Origin of the sequence: Streptosporangium sp. NPDC020145 (genome assembly GCF_040631275.1) — a bacterium.
In the GTDB taxonomy this organism is placed as follows: domain Bacteria; phylum Actinomycetota; class Actinomycetes; order Streptosporangiales; family Streptosporangiaceae; genus Streptosporangium.
This window is the reverse complement of the sequence record NZ_JBEXZT010000013.1, coordinates 186,259-206,891: the sequence shown is the minus strand read 5'-3', so window position 1 is coordinate 206,891 and position 20,633 is coordinate 186,259. Positions and strand designations below refer to the sequence as shown.

The 20,633-nt window shown below is 68.5% G+C and carries 23 protein-coding genes and 1 pseudogene; 11 read left to right on the top strand and 13 right to left on the bottom strand.

Features of this window, described 5'->3' with window-relative positions; genetic code table 11:
* Positions 1-322: 322 nt before the first annotated feature.
* Together ABZ463_RS24095 and ABZ463_RS24090 are read right to left on the bottom strand one after the other, a co-directional pair.
* Positions 323-484, bottom strand: coding sequence for a hypothetical protein (locus ABZ463_RS24095; protein WP_362779160.1), 162 nt, complete (start codon positions 482-484; stop codon positions 323-325).
* A gap of 118 nt (positions 485-602) precedes the next feature.
* Positions 603-1,001 carry a VOC family protein gene (locus ABZ463_RS24090; RefSeq protein WP_352013481.1) on the bottom strand — a complete coding sequence of 133 codons (399 nt, stop codon included), beginning with the start codon at positions 999-1,001 and terminating at the stop codon, positions 603-605.
* Positions 1,002-1,093: 92 nt separating this feature from the next.
* Here ABZ463_RS24090 and ABZ463_RS24085 point away from each other — a divergent pair, with 92 nt between their 5' ends.
* Positions 1,094-2,083: a YafY family protein gene (locus tag ABZ463_RS24085; protein ID WP_362779157.1), complete on the top strand. Its 990-nt coding sequence runs from the start codon at positions 1,094-1,096 to the stop codon at positions 2,081-2,083.
* Positions 2,084-2,298: 215 nt separating this feature from the next.
* Here the strand turns inward: ABZ463_RS24085 and ABZ463_RS24080 are convergent, their stop codons facing one another.
* The 3 genes from ABZ463_RS24080 to ABZ463_RS24070 all read right to left on the bottom strand — a co-directional run bounded on the left by ABZ463_RS24080 (position 2,299) and on the right by ABZ463_RS24070 (position 4,539).
* Positions 2,299-2,634: a hypothetical protein gene (locus tag ABZ463_RS24080; protein ID WP_362779154.1), complete on the bottom strand. Its 336-nt coding sequence runs from the start codon at positions 2,632-2,634 to the stop codon at positions 2,299-2,301.
* 538 nt (positions 2,635-3,172) lie between these two features.
* Positions 3,173-3,544, bottom strand: coding sequence for a nuclear transport factor 2 family protein (locus tag ABZ463_RS24075; RefSeq protein ID WP_362779152.1), 372 nt, complete (start codon positions 3,542-3,544; stop codon positions 3,173-3,175).
* Positions 3,541-4,539: an NADP-dependent oxidoreductase gene (locus ABZ463_RS24070; RefSeq protein ID WP_362779149.1), complete on the bottom strand. Its 999-nt coding sequence runs from the start codon at positions 4,537-4,539 to the stop codon at positions 3,541-3,543. The genes ABZ463_RS24075 and ABZ463_RS24070 overlap by 4 nt, the downstream gene beginning before the upstream one ends.
* Before the next feature lie 121 nt (positions 4,540-4,660).
* On the opposite strand from ABZ463_RS24070, the gene ABZ463_RS24065 reads away from it, so the two are divergent.
* The 3 genes from ABZ463_RS24065 to ABZ463_RS24055 all read left to right on the top strand — a co-directional run bounded on the left by ABZ463_RS24065 (position 4,661) and on the right by ABZ463_RS24055 (position 6,440).
* Positions 4,661-5,536, top strand: a complete 876-nt coding sequence (locus ABZ463_RS24065) for a LysR family transcriptional regulator (RefSeq protein ID WP_362779147.1) — start codon at positions 4,661-4,663, stop codon at positions 5,534-5,536.
* A 221-nt stretch (positions 5,537-5,757) separates the two neighbouring features.
* Positions 5,758-5,931 (top strand): hypothetical protein, encoded by a 174-nt coding sequence (locus ABZ463_RS24060; protein ID WP_362779144.1) that lies wholly within the window; start codon positions 5,758-5,760, stop codon positions 5,929-5,931.
* Positions 5,932-6,095: 164 nt separating this feature from the next.
* Positions 6,096-6,440 (top strand): hypothetical protein, encoded by a 345-nt coding sequence (locus ABZ463_RS24055; protein ID WP_362779142.1) that lies wholly within the window; start codon positions 6,096-6,098, stop codon positions 6,438-6,440.
* 28 nt (positions 6,441-6,468) lie between these two features.
* Here the strand turns inward: ABZ463_RS24055 and ABZ463_RS24050 are convergent, their stop codons facing one another.
* The gene (locus tag ABZ463_RS24050) at positions 6,469-6,723 is read right to left on the bottom strand and encodes a hypothetical protein (RefSeq protein WP_352013473.1); all 255 of its coding nucleotides are present in this window, start codon (positions 6,721-6,723) and stop codon (positions 6,469-6,471) included.
* 777 nt (positions 6,724-7,500) lie between these two features.
* On the opposite strand from ABZ463_RS24050, the gene ABZ463_RS24045 reads away from it, so the two are divergent.
* Complete coding sequence (locus ABZ463_RS24045) at positions 7,501-8,178, top strand: hypothetical protein (protein ID WP_352013472.1); 678 nt, start codon at positions 7,501-7,503, stop codon at positions 8,176-8,178.
* A 138-nt stretch (positions 8,179-8,316) separates the two neighbouring features.
* Here the strand turns inward: ABZ463_RS24045 and ABZ463_RS24040 are convergent, their stop codons facing one another.
* Complete coding sequence (locus tag ABZ463_RS24040; RefSeq protein WP_362779139.1) at positions 8,317-8,556, bottom strand: hypothetical protein; 240 nt, start codon at positions 8,554-8,556, stop codon at positions 8,317-8,319.
* 414 nt (positions 8,557-8,970) lie between these two features.
* On the opposite strand from ABZ463_RS24040, the gene ABZ463_RS24035 reads away from it, so the two are divergent.
* Together ABZ463_RS24035 and ABZ463_RS24030 are read left to right on the top strand one after the other, a co-directional pair.
* Positions 8,971-9,198, top strand: a complete 228-nt coding sequence (locus tag ABZ463_RS24035) for a hypothetical protein (protein WP_362779136.1) — start codon at positions 8,971-8,973, stop codon at positions 9,196-9,198.
* Between the two features lie 202 nt (positions 9,199-9,400).
* Positions 9,401-9,910 carry a DinB family protein gene (locus ABZ463_RS24030; RefSeq protein ID WP_352015423.1) on the top strand — a complete coding sequence of 170 codons (510 nt, stop codon included), beginning with the start codon at positions 9,401-9,403 and terminating at the stop codon, positions 9,908-9,910.
* Positions 9,911-9,941: 31 nt separating this feature from the next.
* Here the strand turns inward: ABZ463_RS24030 and ABZ463_RS24025 are convergent, their stop codons facing one another.
* A complete protein-coding gene (locus ABZ463_RS24025; protein WP_362779132.1) occupies positions 9,942-11,063 on the bottom strand; it encodes an IS630 family transposase in 1,122 nt (373 codons plus the stop codon).
* A 98-nt stretch (positions 11,064-11,161) separates the two neighbouring features.
* On the opposite strand from ABZ463_RS24025, the gene ABZ463_RS24020 reads away from it, so the two are divergent.
* Positions 11,162-11,653 carry a hypothetical protein gene (locus ABZ463_RS24020; RefSeq protein WP_362779129.1) on the top strand — a complete coding sequence of 164 codons (492 nt, stop codon included), beginning with the start codon at positions 11,162-11,164 and terminating at the stop codon, positions 11,651-11,653.
* A gap of 651 nt (positions 11,654-12,304) precedes the next feature.
* Positions 12,305-12,760: an integrase core domain-containing protein gene (locus ABZ463_RS24015; RefSeq protein ID WP_362779127.1), complete on the top strand. Its 456-nt coding sequence runs from the start codon at positions 12,305-12,307 to the stop codon at positions 12,758-12,760.
* On the opposite strand, the pseudogene ABZ463_RS24010 reads toward ABZ463_RS24015, so the two are convergent.
* Positions 12,663-12,908 (bottom strand): annotated as a pseudogene (locus ABZ463_RS24010) (Tn3 family transposase); the annotation flags it as partial. The gene ABZ463_RS24015 and the pseudogene ABZ463_RS24010 overlap by 98 nt on opposite strands.
* A 114-nt stretch (positions 12,909-13,022) precedes the next feature.
* On the opposite strand from ABZ463_RS24010, the gene ABZ463_RS24005 reads away from it, so the two are divergent.
* On the top strand, positions 13,023-16,061 hold the full coding sequence (locus ABZ463_RS24005) for a Tn3 family transposase (protein WP_362779125.1): 3,039 nt from the start codon (positions 13,023-13,025) through the stop codon (positions 16,059-16,061).
* A 21-nt stretch (positions 16,062-16,082) separates the two neighbouring features.
* Here ABZ463_RS24005 and ABZ463_RS24000 read toward each other — a convergent pair whose 3' ends face one another.
* Genes ABZ463_RS24000 through ABZ463_RS23990 form a run of 3 tightly spaced genes read right to left on the bottom strand, consistent with a single transcriptional unit; the run spans position 16,083 to position 17,543 of the window.
* Positions 16,083-16,451: a DUF3703 domain-containing protein gene (locus ABZ463_RS24000; protein ID WP_362779164.1), complete on the bottom strand. Its 369-nt coding sequence runs from the start codon at positions 16,449-16,451 to the stop codon at positions 16,083-16,085.
* The gene (locus ABZ463_RS23995; protein ID WP_362779122.1) at positions 16,387-17,133 is read right to left on the bottom strand and encodes a cation transporter; all 747 of its coding nucleotides are present in this window, start codon (positions 17,131-17,133) and stop codon (positions 16,387-16,389) included. Before ABZ463_RS23995 ends, ABZ463_RS24000 begins: the two co-directional genes overlap by 65 nt.
* On the bottom strand, positions 17,130-17,543 hold the full coding sequence (locus ABZ463_RS23990) for a metalloregulator ArsR/SmtB family transcription factor (protein ID WP_362779120.1): 414 nt from the start codon (positions 17,541-17,543) through the stop codon (positions 17,130-17,132). Before ABZ463_RS23990 ends, ABZ463_RS23995 begins: the two co-directional genes overlap by 4 nt.
* A 432-nt stretch (positions 17,544-17,975) precedes the next feature.
* Here ABZ463_RS23990 and ABZ463_RS23985 point away from each other — a divergent pair, with 432 nt between their 5' ends.
* Complete coding sequence (locus ABZ463_RS23985) at positions 17,976-18,860, top strand: recombinase family protein (RefSeq protein ID WP_362779117.1); 885 nt, start codon at positions 17,976-17,978, stop codon at positions 18,858-18,860.
* 27 nt (positions 18,861-18,887) lie between these two features.
* Here ABZ463_RS23985 and ABZ463_RS23980 read toward each other — a convergent pair whose 3' ends face one another.
* On the bottom strand, positions 18,888-20,624 hold the full coding sequence (locus ABZ463_RS23980) for a hypothetical protein (protein ID WP_362779115.1): 1,737 nt from the start codon (positions 20,622-20,624) through the stop codon (positions 18,888-18,890).
* Positions 20,625-20,633 lie beyond the last annotated feature (9 nt).

The window sequence follows — 20,633 nt, the reverse complement described above, 5'->3', positions numbered from 1 at the left end:
CGGTCACATCAAAACGCGCCACGTCCGAGTTCTACCAGCCACGGCCGGCCCGCCACTGGGCCACACCTAGATCCGAACCCCAAACAGCTCCTAGTGGCGCATTGGTTGACGGCACCCCGCCTGGGCGGTCCGGCGATCGGGCAGGATCGCCGCCCCTGATCATCGCCGGAAGTTCACATGATCCTGATCCTTTGGACGCTGGCCCCGCCCGGGTGGTTCGGGAAGGTGAAGCTGGTCCACGGATCGATCCCGCCCTCGGGCTGCCACCTTCCGTCCCCGTGCCACTGGACACGGTTGTCGCCGGTCCAGATTTCACGGTGTCTCAGGATGTTGGTTCCACGACGTCCTCTGTGGTCAGCCGCTGGGGGAAGGTGTCGAGCGGCCCCGGCGGCTGCTTGAGCGTGACACGGTAGTGGCTGCCGGATGTCCGGCTGATCGGCGGTTTCCCGCTCAAGGCGGCGTGCGGCCGCTCGTGGTCGTGCATGTACAACCGACCTTCCCGGTCACGTTTGGTGGCATGGGCGGCGCGGTGTTTCGGTACCCCCCGCCGGTGGCTGTTCATTGGGATCTCAGGGCTCCCGGACGAGCGGCCATGCGTGGCGTCAACGTGCGAACTTTTCGATGGCCGCCGGGGTGACGGGGGTGAAGAAGTTGACGAGGTTGCCGTCGGGATCGCGGAACAGCAGCGACCGGTTGCCCCAGGGCATCGTGGTGGGCTCGGTGACGAAGTCGGTGACGAAGCCGGTCAGGTTCTGGTGAACGCGGTCCACGTCGTCGACGAGGAACTCGGTGATCACGCTGTGATTGTCCGCTGGGCGAGCAGAGCCCAGGGCGAACAGCGGAACGGTGCGGGTGCCGGCGATCGCGAGGGTGGCGGTGGGGGTCTTGAGTTCGGCGAAGTCCTCGGTGGCCCACATCGCCGGCACCTCGGTGGCTCGCTCGTAGAACTCGACGAGGCGCGCGACGTCGCCGGTGATGATGCGGATCGAGACGAAGTCCATGGGATCTCCTTGGCTGTGCTGGAGTCGTGCACTCCGCAGGCTAGGAGAAATAGTGGACAGAATCGGTCCTGTATTCGCATTAGGCTGAGAGCATGCCTCGACCCACCGGCCGCGTGCTGACACTCCTGGAGCTGTTGCAGTCGGGCGGCACCCGGACGGTGGCCGAACTCGCCGACCGGCTCGGCGTTGATGGGCGCACCGTACGGCGGTATGTGGACCAGCTGATCGACCTGGACGTGCCCGTGGAGTCGGTGCGCGGCCGCTACGGCGGGTACCGGCTCGCCCCCGGGTGCCGTCTGCCTCCGCTCATGCTCAGCGACGACGAGGCGCTGGCCGTACTGCTCGGCTTGGTCGCCGGCCTCCGCACCGGGCTGACGACGACGGAGCGCACAGCAAGCGAGACGGCATCGGCCAAGATCCGGCGGGTCCTGCCCACGCACGTCGCCCGCCGGCTCGACACATTCCTGGAGGCTCTCGCCTTCACGGATCAGCCCGGTGACTTCGACGCCCCGGACGCCGGGGTCCTGCTGACCATCGCCGACGCGGTGCGCCACCGCCGACCGGTCTCGATCCGATACACCGATCGCGACGGACGGCGCAGCGAACGCACGCTGCACGCGTACGGGATCGTCGCCCATTCGGGCCGGTGGTACGTCACGGGCAAGGACGCCCGGATCGGTGAGGACCGAACCTTCAGGCTCGATCGCATCGTGGACGCGAGGACCCTGCCCGGCTCGTTCGAAGCGCCCGTGGGGCCCGGTCCTGCACAACGTGTGTTGTCAGGGTTCGCCACGGCTGAGTACCGGTATGCGGTGACCTTGCGGATCCACGGGACAGTTGAGCAGATCCGCGCCCACCTTCCCGCCGGCGTGGCGCGCCTGGAGGAGTACGAGCCCGTGGCAGGCGAGGATCAGGTGACCGAGCGCTGGCTACGTGTCGAGCTACGGGCGGAGCGGCTGGACTGGTTGCCTCCGGTACTCGCTTCACTCGACCGGCCGTTCGTCATCGAGCGCCCCGATGAACTGCGCGACCTCGTCATCGGGCTCGCCGAGCGCCTCGCCTCCCACGCCCGCCAAGCCTGACAGCGAGGAACCGGTGTCATGAGATGGCGCATCAGTCATCGATACACACGTTGACGGTTCGGGCCACGACCGGCCACCGGCCGAACGAAGCAGCCGGGGCGTGACGGCACCGACGCGGGCCGTAACTTACAGGGGTCTTTCCCCTTCGCCTTAGGGTCGCGCATCCAGTAGCGCGTCACGACGCCGAAGCTCCCGCCTCCGTCGCCCGTGTGCGCTCACCACAGGTCATGGTCGGGGTCGGACGAGCTCCTCGTGGCGACCACCGTTCGCGCCCGCCCCGAACGATCCACCACCACGACCTCCACAGCGTGCGGGTAGTCGACCACCGAGCCCAGACGGCGTGAGTGCCGGCTGTGGCCGCCGGCCGCCACCCCGCCGCACTGGCCTCCGGGGATCGTCACCCCCCAGCCCAGGTACAGCGTCCGGTACACCTGCATGAACGTCGTGCCCGCCTCGATCGCGAACGCGCCGTCCTTCTCCACCTGCTGGGCCGAGTCGACCACGTGGAAGTACTCCGGTCTGGTGTCGAACCGCTGGTTCGTCCGGCGCACGGCTAGATCCTCATAACGTGGGTCATCCAGGGCTATACGGACCGGCCCCAGTCGCTGAGCCCACGCCTTTAACGGCATGCCGAGGCCCAGCGCCGTCGTTCCGCCGAGACTGCCGCTCCGCCCACGAATCCGCAGCGGGTCACCTCACTCATGATCAGCCCCTCCTGCTCGCAACCGGAATCCGTGCGATGGCAACGCTAGAAGCGTGATCGCTGGGTGGAGAACCGCCTTGGCACCCGTCTGAGATGGGAGACAGCCCCAGTGAGCCGTCTTCCGGTCGCCGTGCAGGAGCGGCTCCAGTTGCGCGCGTCGCACCGTCCGCTCCTCGACGGCCGGGGTGAGGTACTCGTCGAAGGATCTGTCCCCGAGCGCCTGGTCGATCTGCCTGGGGCAGCCGAGCCTGCCGGCGCTCAACAGCGCATCGACCGGCTGATCATTTCCCTGCCAGGGCCGTGCTGTTCGTCGTCGGCCCAAATCGGTACCCGGGCGCCGTCGGCGGGCATTCGATGATCGCCGGGCGCAATCCGCTGGCCTCGCCCTATAAGGCGTTGTCCAGCGTCAGGGTGAGCTCGGCGATCCGCCACCTACCGCCGGATCGTCGCAGGCCGAACGTGTAGACCCCGGTCGAGATCATCTGGACGCTCTCGCCGGTGTTCCTCGTCTGCAGCAGATAGGCCCGCACCTCGGCGGTGGTGGCGTCCGTCGTCGTGACCACGACGTTACCCAGGTGGTGCCGCACCCTTCCGGTCTGGGCCGTATGCCCGTCACGGATGAAGTCGAGCACCCCCTGTCCGGGCATCGTGAAGGTCCAGGTGGTGTCCTCGGTCAGGACCGCTTCCAGTTCGGCCGCATTCAGCTCGTCCAGGGCATGGGCGTAGCGCGCCACCGCCTGCTGGAGGTCGGCGATCACGAGAACACCGTCAGCACGATCTTGCCCTGGATGTGGCCCTGCGCGGCTCGTGTGTGTGCGCTGCCCGCTTCGGAAAGCGGGTAGGTGCTGTCCACCCCGACCTGGAGCTTGCCCTCGTCGAACAGGCGCCCGATCTCGGCGAGCTGGGGGCCGTTGGAACGCACCTGAATGTTCGAGACGGTGATGCCAAGACGCGCCGTCTCTTCCGGATCGTACTGGGCGAAGAACACCGGAAGCATGGTGCCGCCGCGCTTGAGCACGGTCAGGAAACGTGAACTGTCCGGGCCGCCGACGGTGTCGATCACCAAGTCGACGCCGCTGACCACGTCCGCGACCTGCGTCGTGGTGTAGTCGATGAACTCATCGGCGCCGAGCTTGCGCAGGAACTGCTCGTGCCGTCCCGAGGCCACCGCGACGACGTGTGCCCCCTTCCACTTCGCCAGCTGCACCGCGAAATGACCCACTCCCCCAGCGGCCCCGTTGACCAGCACGGTCATCCCTGGCGTGATCGCCACCGGCTGGTGCACCTGGCCGGTGAAGGGAGACGGCGCGTCGTGGCCGAGATCGACCAGGTACTGCCAGGCCGTCAGCAGGGCCATCGGCGCACCGGCCGCCTCAACGTAGTCGATACCGGCCGGCTTGTGAGCCAGGTCGGAAGCCGGAGCGGCCACGTACTCGGCGTACGTCCGGCCGTCGAATCCCGGGAACCGCAGCATGCCGAAGACCTCGTCACCGACGGCGAACCCAGACACGTCCGGAGCGACCGCCTGAACCACGCCCGACATGTCCGTTCCGGGGATGAGGGGGAACTCCAGCACCGGCCTCATCTCGGCCGGCATGACCTTCATCCCCTCACGCAGGTACCAGTCCGGCGGGTTGACGCCCGCCGCGCGCACCCGGACGAGCACCTCGCCCGGGCCGATCTCGGGAACCGGCACCTCGTCGTACCGCAGAACTTCCGGCCCGCCCGCCTCGTGGAACTGGATCGCCTTCATCGCGCCTATCGCTTTCTCAGGGAAACGTTGCTCCTTCAGTCAAGGCCCTGGACGGCGTGGCCGTCCAAGACCCCTTCGGCAACCGGTCATTCCGAAACAGCATGACGCGTACCCTGTGACGGTGAACGATCTCGGGCAGGACCTGGAACTGCGGCTGGTGCGCTACTTCACCGTGGTGGCGGCGCACCAGCACTTCGGCCGGGCCGCCGCCGATCTGCACGTAGCCCAGCCGGCGCTGAGCCGCCAGATTCAGCGGCTTGAGAGATATCTCGGCACACGACTGCTGGACCGCACCTCCCGGGGCACCCGGCTCACTCCGGCCGGCCAGACATTCCTCCCCCGGGCCCACGCCCTGCTGCAGGCCGCCCGCCAGGCCGAACTGGCCGTGCGTGAACAAGCCCAGACCGAACGAATCACCATCGGTTACGTCGAAGACCTGGTGATCACCACCACCGTACGGGAACTGCGCCACCGTCACCCGGACGCCGAGATCGCCACCCGGCATCTGAGCTGCCGCGACGTCGGCGCACTGTCCGACAAGCGCGTCGACGCCCTGATCGCACGGACCCCGTTGCCGCTCGCCGCCGACGACGTATTCACCACCCCGCTGTACGAGGAGCCCCGGATGCTCGTGGTCCCCCGCGGCCATCCCTTGGCCGACCGCGCGTCGGTGACCGCGGAAGAACTGGCCGACGAAGAGACGGCGCCGTGCGCGTTCGAGACCGCGGACTGGACGTCCTACCGGATCCTCGGGGCCGGCGTGCCGCCGATCGAGAGCTACGAGGACAAGCTCGAACTCGTCGCCGGTGGCAGGGCGATCGCCGTCCTACCGGTCGGCGATCGGCGCAGTTCACTGCGTCCCGACCTCGTCACCGTCCCGATCGAGGGTGCTCCCCCCAGCCAGGTTGTCCTGGTCAGCCGCAAGGGCGACCCGAATCCAATGATCAAGAATCTCCGGCTGGCCGCAAAGGCCGTCCTGGCCGCCCCGCCATCCTGACCGGACCAGGCCGGGCGATGGCCATGGGCGGCAGGTCTATCACGGCCTCCGAGCGCAGGCCCGCCGGTCACGGTGTTCATCGACGCGGCCGGGTCCGAACAGGTAGGCACCTCCCACGCCAGCCGAGTGAGATCCGCCCGGGCGCCACCGCAGGGCCAAGGCGACGCCGCGCCCGCCGAAGAAGAAGCCAGACGCCTCGGCGGGCAACTGGCGCGGCCCTGGTGCTGCTCGGCTACGCCACCGCCGCCCGCTCCTCGGAACTGGCCGCGCTGAACATCAGCGACGTCGCCGAGACCGCCGAGGGGCTGGTGGTCACCGTCTACCGGCGCAAGATCAAGAAGTACACCGAGACGGCCGTGCCGTACGGGTCCAACCCGGCCACCTGCCCGGTGTGAGCCACCCGCACCCTGCTGGCCGCGCTCGCCGAGCACGGCCGCACGACGGGGCCGCTGCTGGTGCGCATCGACCGGCACGACGGCTGGGCGGATGCTCCCGCGCCCTGCTGGGGTATCTGGAAGATGCCGATCAATGGACCGACAATCCGGTGGTGGGGCTGTAGATGAGTGACGAGCCGGACCTGTACGCCGCCCTGGCGACGATCGCCGCGGCGGCGCGGGCCGCCTACGCCGACGGCTCGCACCTGCGGGTCCGGTCGTCGGGCATCGTGCACGAGGTCGCCATGACGAAGTGGTTCGCCGACGAACGCATGCCCGGCCCGGCCTGCATGGTCGGCGTCAGCGGCTGGGACCCCGGCGCGGCCCACCCCGACCGCGGGCCGGTCACCTGCCGCCGATGCCTGAAACTCACCAGCGCCGAGCCGGGCAGCGAGCAGTTGACGCTGTTCGGCGCCGACGAGCAGGACGCGCCTGCAGATGGGGGTGGTACGGCGGACGCCACAGCTTGATCCGCTGTTTACAGGCAGGGTCGCCCGGTCAAGCCTTCTCGTCTGGCGCGTCAACCGGTCCGGGCTCGTCAACCGCGTCTGCGACCAGATAATCCTCGCCATCGGACGTCATCTCCAGGCGCCATCCATCCGGCCACAGGTGACCGTTTACGGGAGCAGCCGTCGCGTCGAAGAATTCGACGCCTTGGGGAAAGGCCGCCATGTGGAACACGGCAACGTCGGTGAAGCCCAGTACGAGCAAGACAGTGCGGCCCGGTGCGAGGAAGACGACCCGCCCGGGCACCAGGTAAGGGTTGGGGCGTACAGGTGTCCCAGGCCGGCGTCGTAGCCCCAGGTGCTGTAGTGATCCCAGCCCGGCATGGTGAACGCCTGGATGGCGCCGATTGGCGCATCGGCGGGCTGCGCCGGGGCGGTGGGGGCGCGGTCGGTGTAGGAGTCTCCCATACGCCGTCGCTGTGTTCGAGCACGTCCATCCGGACCGTGTTCTTCATCGTGCGCGGCAGGTGCCGAAACTCTTGGGCGCTCATCTTCGCCTCGACGGCAGGCCTCGGGATGTCGGCGTCGCGCAACTCCAGTCCCATCACCGACGGCCGCTCCTGGTTCCAGGTGTTGGTGCGTTCGGCCAGCAGCAGTAACACGCGTTCGACGGTCGGATCGGCGAGCTGGAGTCCCTGAACGTAGGCGATGGCGTGTTGCTCACGTGCCCTTCCCTTCGGCCGGCGGACAAACAGGTGGCGCAAAACGGCCTTCTCGGTGTCGAGATGCGCCTACGACACCACCCCCAACAGCAAACGCCCGCTGCCGACCGCGCAGAGGGGTTTTCCTGAGTTCCGCAGCGCTTGACGCACGGGCGCGCGAGCCCCTACCGGCCGACCGGCGTCTGCAGGGTGAGCAGCCCCTCGTCGAAGGCGAGCCGGAGCGCAGATCCCCGCGGATTGGCGTTCCGTGAGGCGTTTCAGTGAGAATGCGGGAATGGATCTTGCGCCCGATCTCTGCGCGCACGGCAGGAGACAACCACTCGCGCAAAACCGCGTGTCCGGCGCGCCGGAAGGTGGTGGCGATGGCTGAGTTGATCGATCTGGTGTACACCACTGCCGGCGGCATCGTGGGCGCCGCGGTGACCACGTATCTGTCGCGTAACCATGAGCGGCGCCATCTGCGCGCCGAAGTGCAGCAGCGGCTGCAGCGCGTCGCCGCGGTACGGGCCGGCGTCCGCGACATCGCACCGAGGGGGGCCGGGAACGGGCGAGGGGGTCGGTACGTGGCGGGCAAACGCCTGCTCGTCTCAGACCACTTCAGGCTGTCGGTGCTCCTTGAGGACGGCATGGACGCCGAACGCGCGCTGCGCGAAGCACTCGATGGCCTCGTCGTGAGCGCGCTGTCGGCAGGTGTGCCCCGCAGAGTTCTGGATTTCGCGGGCGGCGGTGAGGAACAGGCGTTCCAGGGCGAGGTCTTACGCCTCATCGATTCGCGCCTCGGCGGCGCCCTGGATGAGGCGAGCCTTGATGCGCTTGTCACTGCTGGCGATGACTACCTGGAGGCGACCACCCAGCTTCTCCTGCAGGCGCTCTGGCACCCATGGCGGAGCCGGCTGCGCATGCGCGCCCGGTTGCGCGCCCTGCGCGCTCAGGCAAAGGCCCTGCACCGGCGTCAGCAGGCTGCCATGGCCATCCTGGCCGGGCCCGAGCACACCCGCGCTCTCGACCAGGCCCTCACGCTCAGCCCTGACCGGGCTTGAGCCCACGACGGCCCCGGTCGCCTGCGGCCGCCGATGCGGTGCGGGCACCGCACGAGGGACTTGCCCGCGGGCAGCACCGACGGCTTGCCTGTGGTCCCGGGCCGGGGCGAGCGCAGGAACGGCGGCGAACGGATGCGGCTACCGGTGAACCGGCGCCTGCACGGTGAGCAGGGCTTCATCGAAGGTGAGCTGGAACAGCTCCCCCAGCCGCACCGTCACCCAATCCTCGCCCGGCGGTGCGGCCGGTGTGGCGCTGGTCTCGGCGTTGGCGGCCGTCTCCAGCAGTCTCTGCAGCAGGGCGTGCGCGTGGCCGAGCGGATACCTGTTCACCTCTGCCCTGCGCGTCGTCTTGGTCCACCGGCGCGGCAACCGGAGCATCCCGTCCCGGACTGCTTGCGCCTGGGCGGCGATCGTTGCGCTGAAGACCGGATCGACCGCCGTACGGGCCTAGACGCGCTGGCCGTGGCGACGATACAGCTCCTGCGCCGCGAAGGTCTGCGCCGGATCGGCCGGTGGGTCATCGTGGGGTGTGTCGTCTGCGTCGTCCTGTCTGGGTGTAACTGTTGCGCGCGGGATTGTTGGGCTCTGGCTCACCTTCGGTGATGAGTTACTCAGAGCGAGTTCAGAGCGTGCTGGACGTCCTGCCTGAGTGATCGCCGCAGTGCTCGACGAGGCGACGTGGATGCTTGCCATCAGCCGGATACCGGTGCTCGAATACGGGGGAACGATGCCACGCCATCCGTTCCAGGGCGGGAAGGGCCAGCTGTCACATCGACCTGGTTGGATTCCTGCATGACGGACTGGTCGCAACTCAGCCACGCCTATGGCTCTGCCGAGGACATCCCTAATCTGCTGGATCGGATTGAGAGGGACCCAAGCGCCGACTGGAACGATCTGTGGTCGGCTTTGTGCCACCAGGGCACCGTCTATTCGGCCAGCTTCGCAGCTCTGCCCTGGCTGACGGCGACCGCTGCCAGAGACGAGGGCACACGACTGAGTGCTCTGTATCTAGTGCCGTGACCGGGAAGGTTTGCCGGGTGGGCGGGTGCAGAACGACGTGGCGCCGATCGGCCAGGGGTTGTCGTACCCCCGGTGTAGCGTCCAAGCCGGAGTCAAACCATGTTCTGCGGTTGGCGGAGGCGCGCGGATGACAAGTACGACTGGCGAGGCCGTGGTGGGCGGCGTTCCGGCTCAGCAAGATCCCGGCGCAGGGCGCCGTTCGGTGAACGCTGAACTCGACGCGCTCAAGGGCGCCCTGGACCGCCAGCGCGCGCACGTCCTCGGGATCCTTGAAGGGCTCTCGGAGGAGGATCTGCGGCGGTCGGTGTTGCCCAGCGGCTGGAGCTGCCTGGCGTTGCTGCGCCACCTCACCGTGGATGTCGAACGCTTCTGGTTCCCCGGAGTGATCGCGGGCGAGCCGGATGTGGCCGGACAGCTCGCGGCAGGCGCTGAGGCGCACTGGCACGTGCCCGAGGGGATGAGCGCCGAGGAGGTCTTCGCCGACTACCGGGCGGCCATCGCACGCGCAGACGTCGTGCTCGCCGCCGCCAACCTGGAGCAGGAGCCCGCCGTGTGGCCCGTGGACATCTGGCCGGCCTGGCGGCTGCCCGACGTACGCCGCATCCTCATCCATGTGCTCACCGAGGTCGCCTGCCACAGCGGTCACTTGGACGCGGCACGCGAACTGATCGACGGCACCACCTGGCTCGGCGGCAACCCCTACGCCGGATAGTCCTCTGACCCAGTGAGGGGCGTCGGAGTCTTCAGGCCGCGGCGGCGAGGGCGCGTCCGCCCCAGCGGATGCCCTTTTCACTTCGGATGCGGGCGCGTTCACGTCGTTCGGCGGCCAGGACGTCGCGGTGGCGGGCATTGGCGTTACGCCAGCGCAGGTAGGCGTGCAGCGCCCGGGTCTGCACGGTGTGGTTGGGATGGCTGGAGTTGGCGATGGTGAACTGCCGCAGCGGTCCGAAGTGAGCCTCGATCGGGTTGGCCCAGGATGCGTAGGTCGGGGTGAAGCACAACTCGACCTTGCTCTTCTTCGCCCAGCGGCGGATGTCGGCGCCTTTGTGGGCGGACAAGTTGTCCAGGATCACGTAGACCGGGGCGCCGTCGGGCCGGGCGGCCCGGATCGATTTCAGCGCGGCCAAGGTGTTCGCGGCACCCTTCTTGCGGCGGTTGACTCCCCACAGGGTGTCGTCGCCGATCGGATAGCACCCGTGGAAGTAGTGGACCCCGTGGGTGCGGTGGTAGGTCGCGGGGCGCCGCTCGGGCCGGCCTTGCTCGGCCCAGCACGACCCTGAGGTGGGCCGGATGCCGAGCGGTCCGAACTCGTCGAATGCGAAGACCCGGTCCGGGAAGCGCTCCAGCACCTCCTCGATGCGGTCCAGCTTGATGTCGCGCTCCGGATCGGGCGACTCCTTCCATGTCTTGGTCCGCTGGAAGGTGACGCCGCGGCGGGCGAGCAAGCACCGTAACGCCTCGCGGCCGATCCGGATGACACGGCCGTGCACTCTCCGCAGGTAGGCGACGAGTTTGCGGATGGACCAGCGGGTGAAGGGCTGGCCGAGCTTGGTCGGGCGGGTGGTGGCCGTCTGTACGACGAAGTCCTCATCGTCAGGGCTCAACAGGCGGGGACGGCCTCCCGCCCACCGAGGGTCCAAGCAGGCCAGCCCGATCTCGTTGAACCGGTGGATCACATCCCGCACCCTGTCCTCATCGGCCTGCACCAGTTTCGCGATCACCGGCACCCGATTCCCACCGGCCGACGCCAGCAGCATCATCGCGCGCCGGTAGCGCACCGAACTGGTGCTGCCGCGGCGCACGATCTGCTGCAGCTTCTGACCCTCCTGGTCGGTCAGTCTGCGTACATGGACAGGTTCTGCCACCACACCCCCAGCAGTCGGCGCGGACATCACCGTGCATCCAACCGCCCGGACGCCCACCCCGGCGAACCTTCCCGGTCAGAGCACTAGCGGGCGCGATCGTGGCAGAAGCCGACCAACCACATGGGGCTGGCGATGTTCGCCAGAAGTACGCGACCGAGATCGCAGAGCTGCTGTGGATGGCCACCGAGCACCGACGAGTGCTGCATGACCGCACCGATTATCTCTACATGCTCCAGGCCATTCTGGGATTCGAGGGCGTCCCAATATGGTGTGAAAACCTGGAAGGGCTCGTGATCGGAGAGTACGAGGTCTCCTGTCCTACCTGTGAAACCACCCTGTTCATCGTTATCAGTGGCGACGAACACTTCTCCACCAGCGGTGACCACGCCCTGGAAGACGACGTCGCCAAGACCCCCCTACACTCTGCGGACCCAAAGAGTCTGCGCGGCATCGGCAGACGCCTATACGAAGTTGCCCTGACCGACGGACGGCACGACGTCGCCGCCGCAATGACCTACCTGTTCGGCAACGCACGGTGTACCGACTGCGGAACGGGTTTCTGTGTAGCCGACCAAGTCGGACGTGCTTGAGGGACCTCCATAAGCGACCGCTGATCGCGATTTCATAACGGACCGCGTACACGAACGACCGCTCGTCAACGATCTGGTTTGTCGAGGCCCGATCACCAACGAGCGGCCGCGGGGTCAATTGTGCTGCATCCCCCGGTGGGCAACGATGCCTGCTGCCTCCATCTGTTCTGCCCCGTCGAGACTCGATGACGCTCGCCACATACGAGCTGATCGACGCGGAGAAGGCCGGCCGCGGCATCGTCCGGATGCGCCGATGACCGTAAATGTTCCGCTCGGGCCACCACGAATGGCGCCGGCGGCCCGCCCCGGCCACCGCCCAGCGACGCGAGCACCTCAACAGGCTCATCCCCGGCATCTCCGCCGACAACCACCAGACCTACGGCTACCGCCACGTGCACGCCGCACCGCCCCGAACCGGGCAGCACTACTCGGCGGAACCGGTCCAGGCGCTGACGCGCGCGCCGGAACCGACCCCGCCCAGACGCGGGCGCTCCGGCCAGCCACCACCCAGCAGGGCGACTTCCGCGGCATCCCCGATCCGGTCCACCGGGACTTCACCGCACCCCGGCCGGGACCAAACCGGTCGGCGACATCACCTACATCCGCACCCGGGAAGGGTTCATCTACCCGGCCACCGTCATCGGCTGGGCGATGGCCGGCCACTACCGCACCGAACGGGTCAAAGACGCCCCGCGCATGGCGATCGACACCGGCCTGGCCGAGCCGAACGCCGTCTTCCCCACCGATCACGGCTCGAACCACACCAGCGACACCTCCGGTCGATACTGCGCCAACCGGCGGATCCACCGCCCGACCGGCCGCACCGGCGTCCGCCACGACAACGCGATGGCCGAATCGTTCTTCACCGCACTCAAAACCGAGTGCCCGGACCGGTTCGTCCTCACCACCCGCGCCAAGGCCAGGCAGCAGGTCATCCGCTCCATCGAGGGCTTCTGCAACCGGCGGCGCCCGCACCCGGCGCTCGGCTACCGCACACCCCTTGCGGCACTCACCGAGCATTCCGCACACCCACGAGCCACACAGGCTCAGCCCACAAGCCGACTGCCCGGAAAATCCTGGGCATCCCAGGGTCGTTATGCTCGATGAGCCTGCCGCCGATCATCAGCCATTCGGCGTAACCATGGAACGCCTCGGCCTTGTTCGTGATCGCCGTGATCTGCTCCCGCAAAACCGGTTCCGACAGGGACCTCAGCAGCGTGATCGTGCGGATCACCCGCCCCATCTTGTGAAACGCCCGATAGGCCTTCGGGGAGGATCGGACCGGATTTTGGCGCTAGAAAGTCGATCTTGACGACGATTCGGTGACGACGACTGTTTGTCCTGGTCGAGCGCCCTAGCGTGCCTGCTCATGCCTGTGGATTTCCTCTCAGATGAGCAAGTAGCCCGCTATCGTCGATTCCGGCCTGAGGTGTCGGTGGCCGAGCTCGAACAGTTCTTCCGGCTGGACGCCAAGGCGCTGCAGGCGCTGGCCGGTAAGCGCCGCCCGGCGACGAAGCTGGGGTGGGCGGTGCAGTGGGGCACGGTGCGGATGCTCGGCACCTTCCTGGCCGAAGATCCCCTGGATGTACCGGGACAGGTGCTGGAGTTCATCGCCGAGCAGCTCGGCGTCGACCCGGCGTGCGCGATCGAGTACCTGACCCGGCCGAAGACCGCCTACGAGCACGCCTGGGAGATCCGGGATCTGCTGGAGCTGGCGGAGTTCTCCAAACGCGAGCAGGAGGTCCGCGACTACCTGGCGGCCCGGGTGTGGTCGACGATCGAGGGGCCGCGGGCGCTGTTCGACCGGGCCGTGGTGCACATGCTGCGCGAGGGCATTCTGCTGCCCGCCGGGATCACCACGCTGCCCCGGCTGATCAGCGAGGTGCGCCGGGCCGAGCACGCCCGGTTGTATCGCACGCTGGCCGAGCGCGCCGGTCCGCAGCTGCGGGCGCGGCTGGCCGAACTGTTGCAGGTGCCTGCCGATCGGCGGGTCTCGGAGCTGGAGCGGCTGCGCACCGCGCCGACGCGTGCCTCGGGCCGGGTGATGGTGGCGGAGTTGCATCGGGTGGCCGAGATCGGCGGGCTGGGGGCCGGGGCGGTGGTCACCGAGCCTGTGCCGGCGGTGAAGCTGACCGCGCTGGCCCGTTACGGCCTGGCCTCCAAGGCGCCGACGTTGCGGGATCTGGAAGGCGATCGGCAGGCGGCCACGCTGCTGGCCACCGTGCGGCACCTGGAGACCTCCTCAGTTGACGACGCCCTCGATGTGCTGGACCTGTTGATCACCTCCAACCTGCTGGCCCGGGCCGAGCGGGCGGGCAAGGCCGAGCAGCTGCGCACCTTCCCCCGGCTGCGCAAGGCGGCGCGCACGATGGCCTCGGCGGTGGAGGTGCTGATGTCGGCCCCGGAGGCGACCGAGGATCGACTGGTGTCGCTGGTGGAGGTGTGGAAGGCGATCGAGGAGGTGGTGCCGCGCGAGAAGCTGGCCTCGGCGGTGGAGACGGTCGCGACGTTCGTGCCTGCCACCGACGATGACGCAGCCGCCGAATGGCGGGCCGAACTGGTCAAGCGCTACCGCACCGTACAGGGCTTCATCGAGCCGCTGCTTTCGGTGATCCGGTTCCGCGCGGTCGAAGCCGGCACACCGGTGCTGGCCATGGTGCGCGCCGCGGCGGCGATGGCCAAGAGCCGCCGCCGCTACGCGCCGGGTGACATCACCGCGCATGACGCGTTGATCACCGGGTCGTGGCGGCCGCTGGTCTACCGCAACCCCGACGTCCCGCAGGGGCAGATCGACAAGGCCGCGTTCGTGCTGTGCGCGGTGATGCACCTTCACCAGGCGCTGCGCCGGCGCGATGTGTTCGCCGAAGGATCCGAGCGCTGGAGCGACCCGCGCGCCCGGCTCCTGGACGGGGATGCGTGGCGGCAGGCACGGCCACGCGTGCTCACCTCGCTGGAGCTGGAGGTCGAACCGGCCGGGCATCTGGCCGAGCTCGCCAGCGCGCTGGAGGGCGCGTATGCGCGGGTGCTGGACGGACTCGGCGCCAACACCGCGGTGCAGTTCGTCGGCGGCCGGTTGCGGCTGGAAAAGCTCGGCGCGGCCGAAGAGCCGCCGCTGATGAAGGAGCTGCGGAGCCTGGTCGACGGCATGCTGCCCCGGCTGGACTTCCCCGAGTTGCTGCTGGAGGTCTTCGACCGCACCGGCCTGCCGTCCGATTTCACGCACATCTCCGGCGCCGACGCCTCCCTGGAGGACTTCGGGGTCAGCCTGGCCGCGTTGATCGTGGCTGAGGCGTGCAACGTCGGACTGGTGCCGATCGAGAAACCGAACGTGCCCGCGCTGACGAGGGCCCGGCTGCTGCAGGTCGACCAGGGCTACCTGCGTGGCGAGACGATCGCGGCGGCCAATGCCCGCCTGATTGCCGCCCAGGCCGAACTCGACATCGTCGTCTGCTGGGGCGGCGGGCACATCGCCTCGGCCGACGGGCTGCGCTTCGTGGTGCCGGTGCAGAATCTGCACACCGGCCACAATCCGATCTACTTCGGCCGTCAGCGCGGTGCGACCTGGCTGAACGTGGTGAATGACCAGGTGATGGGCATCGGCGGGCTGGTGGTGCCGGGCACGCTGCGCGACTCGCTGTTCATCCTGGACGCCATCCACAACCTCGATGGCGGGCCCAAGCCGGAGACGGTGGTCACCGACACCGCCAGCTACTCCGACATCGTCTCGGGCCTGTTCGCGATCTGCGGCTACCAGTTCTCCCCGCGGATCGCCGACCTGGCCGACACCCGGTTGTGGCGTACCAACACCCGTGCCGTCTACGGGCCGCTGGAGCACATGTCCCGCCATGTCGTGCGGCTGGACAAGATCCGTGCGCACTGGGGTGACATGTTGCGGGTGGCCGGGTCGCTGACGATGGGTACGGTGCGCGCCTACGACCTGATCCGGATGTTGTCGGCTGATGGCCGCACCACCGGCCTGGGCGAGGCGTTCGCCCACTACGGCCGGATTTCCAAGACGCTGCATCTGCTGCAGTTCATCGCCGACGAAGGCTACCGGCGGATGATCGGCACCCAGCTGAACGTGCAGGAGGCCCGCCACCGGCTGGCCCGGAAGATCGCCTTCGGCAACCGGGGCCAGCTGCGCCAGCGCTACCGCGAAGGTCTGGAGGACCAGCTGGGCAGTCTGGGTCTGGCGTTGAACGCGGTCATCTGGTGGAACAGCCTGTATCTGGACGCGGCCGTCAAGCACCTGCGCGAGCAGGGATTCCCGGTCACCGATGAGATGTGCGCGCGGCTATCGCCGATCCAGTACGACCACATCAACTTCCTGGGCCGCTACGCCTTCTCGCGCGCCGATGTGGCCGGGGGCTTGCGTCCCTTCCATGACGGTACTCACCACAGCGGCTGAAGCCCGGGTTGAGGCTCTGGTTCAGGCGGCCCGCAGCAGGGCGGCTAGATCGGCGGGCACGGGCATGGGCTGGGTGAGGCTGACGCGGGCCCGGCCGGTGTTGCCCTCGGGATAGCGGCCCAGCGCGGAGCCGGGCGCCGCGACGATGATCCGCACCACCTGGCCGAACGCTTCGCGGCGGTCACGCTGGCCTACCGCGAGGGCGAACATGGCGATGTGGTTGGCGGTGTGCGGCCAGGACCAGGGCTGGGAGATGATGTGCGCGCGCTCCAGGTGCCGCCAGCGCGCCTGCGGCTCGGTGGCGGTGCGGGCATCGGGCGGCCGATCATCGCTTGTCCTGCTGCGTGCTGGTCTGCGCCGGTGAGCAGCAACCGTCTGAGCAGCCGTCAGCCGCGGAGGCGGTGCCGGTCACAGCGCCCCCGGAGAGGGTGGTCGCCGGGACGGCACAGCAGGTGTCGCCGCGCCAGGCTTGGTGGCCTTCCTTGACCGCGACGGCGGCGATGACCAGGGCGGCGATCGGGTCGGCCCAGGACCAGCCGAAGGCGCTGTTGAGCGCCAGGCCGGCCAGCAGTACGCCGGACAGGTAGGTGCACAGCAGGGTCTGCTTGGAGTCGGCGACCGCGGAGGCGGAGCCGAGTTCGCAGCCGGCGCGGCGTTGCGCCGCCGACAGGAACGGCATGATCAGCAGGGAGAGGGCGGCCAGGATCAGGCCGGGTGTGGAGTGTTCGGCCTCGCCGGTACCGAGCAGGGCGCGCGCGACGTCGAAGGTGACGTACGCGGCCAGCGCGAAGAAGCTGATCGCGATGACGCGCAGCGCGGTCTTCTCCCGGCGTTCGTGGTCGGTGGCGGAGAACTGCCAGGCCACGGCGGCGGCGGAGGCCACCTCGACGATGGAGTCCAGGCCGAAGCCGATCAGTGCGGCCGAAGAGGCGACGGTGCCGGCGGTGAGGGCCACCGCCGCTTCGATCACGTTGTAGGTGATGGTGGCCGCGACCAGTAGCCGGATACGGCGTTGCAGTGCTGTGCGCCGGGCCGGGGAGGGGCTGAGTCCGGGCAGGTTGATCGCGCTCATGCCATCACCTCGCCGGTGGACTGCACGCCGTGCGGGCGAGTGGCGCTAGGAACGGCGCCGGGGGCGGGGCAGAGCATCACGGTGTGGCCGGTGACGGCCAGCAGCTGCTCGGCGGAGGCGAGCAGGTCCATCAGTTCGGGCCGGGTCAGGCTGTAGAAGGACTGGCGGCCTTCGGCGCGGTAGTCGATCAGGTCGCAGTCGCGCAGGCAGGCCAGGTGCTTGGAGACGGTGGACTGGGCCAGGCCGAGTTCGGCGACCAGGTCCACTACGCGGGCCTCGCCTTGGGCGAGGCGTTGCACGATGCGCAGCCGGTTCTCATCGGCCAGGGAGTGGAACAGTGCGGCCGCCGGGGGGACGCCGGCGGCGATGTCGGCGCTGACGCAGGAGCCAGCATCACTATCAATCGCCATATGGCGATGGTAGTCCGATATCGTTATGTCATGACAAGAGCAGAGTGTTATCTGCCTTATGTGATCTTGCGGGGATGGGGCTCGGGGCCGGGCGGCGTACGAATGAAAAGTCGCGTTAGCGGGCGGGGCGGAAGCGGCGTGGTGTGACAGTTCCGTTCCGGAGCAGGCCTCCGCAGGGCCGGGCCGTGCTTTGGTGTCCCCAGGGGGTCGGTGGGCTGAGGGGTGGAGAGGCTAGGCGCCCCGCTCGGGTTACTGCGGTTGGGTGCGAGGTGGCCCTGTGTATTGGTCGTGACTGTTTGTGTTCTCAGAAATGGTCAGTTCTGCGAGAGCTCGCGGCCCTCCGGTGAGTGTCCGATTTGTCTTCCGTCTTCGTTCTCGGAACCTCTCGCAAAACCGTCTTCTCAGAATGGTGATCGCGATAGGTTTTGCGACATGACCGAGCTCGCGGATCCGGCCGCCGCCGTCGAACAGTTCGATTGCCCGATGTGTGAGGCACCTGCGGGCAGCACCTGCCGGACACGCGGCGGCAAGATCGCGCCCAAGTACCACACGCCTCGCTTCATGCTGGTGCCGCAGCTGCGTACCGAGTTGGAGGTACGCACTCCCGCCGAGCGCGGGCCCGGCCGCCTCTGGCAGGTGGGACCGGCCCTGGACGCTGTGGCGCCGGTGGCCGCGACGAGACCGACCCGGGTCGGCTATGCCCGGTGCAGCACGGCCCAGCAGGAGCTGGACAGCCAACTCGACGCCCTGAAGGCGGCGGGCTGCGAACCGATCTTCGCCGAGAAGATCAGCACACGCGTCAAAGTGCGGCCGGAGTTCGCCAACGCGATGGACTACGCCCGCACCATCAAGCAAGCCGTCCCGCACCAGCGCGTGATCGTCACGGTGCACGAGATGAAGCGCCTGGGCCGGGGCGCCGCTGAACTGCTCGCCATCGCCGAGAACCTACGCCGCCATGACATCGAGCTGGAGCTGCTGAGCGGCCCGCTGCAGGGCATCTACAACCCCTCAGGGCACGGGGCGGCGTTGTTCGCGTTCTTCGCCGGGATGGCTGAGTCCGAGCGGGAGTACATCAGGGAGAAGTCCCTCGAAGGCCAGGCCTCGGCGCGTGAGCGTGGCCGCCACGGCGGCCGGCCGAAGGTGTTCGACGACGACATGATCGCCTACGCCCGGTCGCTGCGGGAGCGTGGGGTGCCGGTGCCGGAAATCGCCCGCAAGTTGGTCATCCCTGCAGGCAAGAACAAGGGCCAGCATCCTTCGGTGGCCAGCGTTTACCGGGTCCTGACCGCCGACGGCGAGATTCCAGCCAGGAACTGATCACCTTGCCCACCTTGCCGGGCAGAGTCAGCCGGTCTGGTCGCCGACGGGCACCACGGCGATCGTCGCCTCGGCCGAGGACCCGGGCACGAGGCGAATGGAATCGCCCGGCCGGGCGGAGGCGAGCTCATCAGGGTCGTCCGGCCGCACGTGGTGATAAAGGACGCGGCGTTGAACGTCGTCCAGGACGATCTGCCGTCCAGCCAGATTCACCTGAACCTGACTGGTGAGCAGGACGCTGAACTCCGGATCGGTGGGCGGCGCCTCGCCGGAGGCGCCGCGGGTCATGACGATCTCCGACCAGGTGGTGCGGACTTCCTCACCACGCAGGAGCCGCGCCAGCTGAATGAGCTCGCCGACTTGCTCTGGGGCGAGCTCATTCAGGTCGGGGACGGTCACGCGGTGGAAGGTGTGGGCCTGCACGGTGAGCAGTGCCTGCAGGAGGGTGACCGTCCAGCGGGCCATGTCCGGCAAGGGTGAGGCGCGCACTTCGGATTCCTCCGGCCGCCACAGCGAGGTAAGGGGGCGGCCGCCGCGCACCGCGACGAGGAGTCCGGTGGCAGCGGGCAGGTCGGCCACCATCTGTATCGCCGGAAGCACGTCGGCAGGGGTCTTTCCGACGACGGAGGTCAGCGCCATGTTGATCTGGTGGTGGTCGGGTCCGTTCAGCCGGGCCTGAAATTCCAGGACGCCGGAGCGATCGGTGGCTGACAGCCACACGCCAGGCCCGTCCACGCCACGCGCAACCTGCACGTCAACCAGGTCCAGCGTGTGCGCCACCGTGTCGTCCGCAACCAGGAGCCGGATCTCCAGATCGGGCCGGTCGGCATCGCGCTCGGCGGCGACCATGAAACTGAACCGGCCCGGCCCAGTGGGGGTGGGCAAGCCAGGTGGTCCGGTCACGTTGGTGACCGTGCCGGGCACGTCGTGGAAGGGGGCGCCGTAGCGCAACCAGTCCTCGACCGCCTTTTGCTCGGGCGAACCGGCGGGGACCTCCAGGTGGACCGAGGTGGTGATCGGTCGCAGCCGCAGCGACTCGGCGCAGCGGGGCAGCAGCCGCATCAGCAGATAGGACTCCTCGTTCAGCTGCCGGTAGTGCACGCAGGCCACCGGCACGGGGCTGTGCAGATCGCCGTCCCATGCTTGCTCGCGCACGCGGCCGGAGCGGATCTGCACCTCGTAGCGGTAGAAGGGGTCCACCTCGTTCAGGGCTGTGGCCAGGCTGCGTTGCCGGGTGATGATCGCCTGGAGCAGGTCTTCGCCGGGTGCTGCCTGGGGCAGGTCGCGGCCGCCTTGCAGCGCGTCGGCCATCAGTCGTGCCAGGCGTTGCCCGCCGTCGCCGAAGTAGTACTCGACCAGCGCGGGGTTACCCGCGGCCAGCCCGTCGAGGGTGATGCCACCCATCCAGTGGGTGCGGATGCCGTGGCCGGTGGTGAGCCGCTCCAGCCAGTCCAACCGCTCGTTGGTGGGGTTCCAGGGAGTGACCAGGGTCCAGGAGCGCACCGGGAGCACCGGCAGCGTCTCGGCGACGAAGGTGTTCCAGGAGCCCACTATCGAGTTGGCTCGCCTGGTGTCGAGCTTCTCGGCGTAGCGCTTGACCTGGTAAACGTCGTAGCCGTCGGGATTGAAGACCCGTACGTCGACGCCCCGGTCGCCTTTCGAGGGCGTGATCCGGTTGCCGTGCGGGTGCTTGAGCAGCAGCAGCGCCGCGACGAACTCCTCGACCTTCTCACCGGGTTCGCGTTCCCAGTTCACCGTCGTCATGGGTCATAG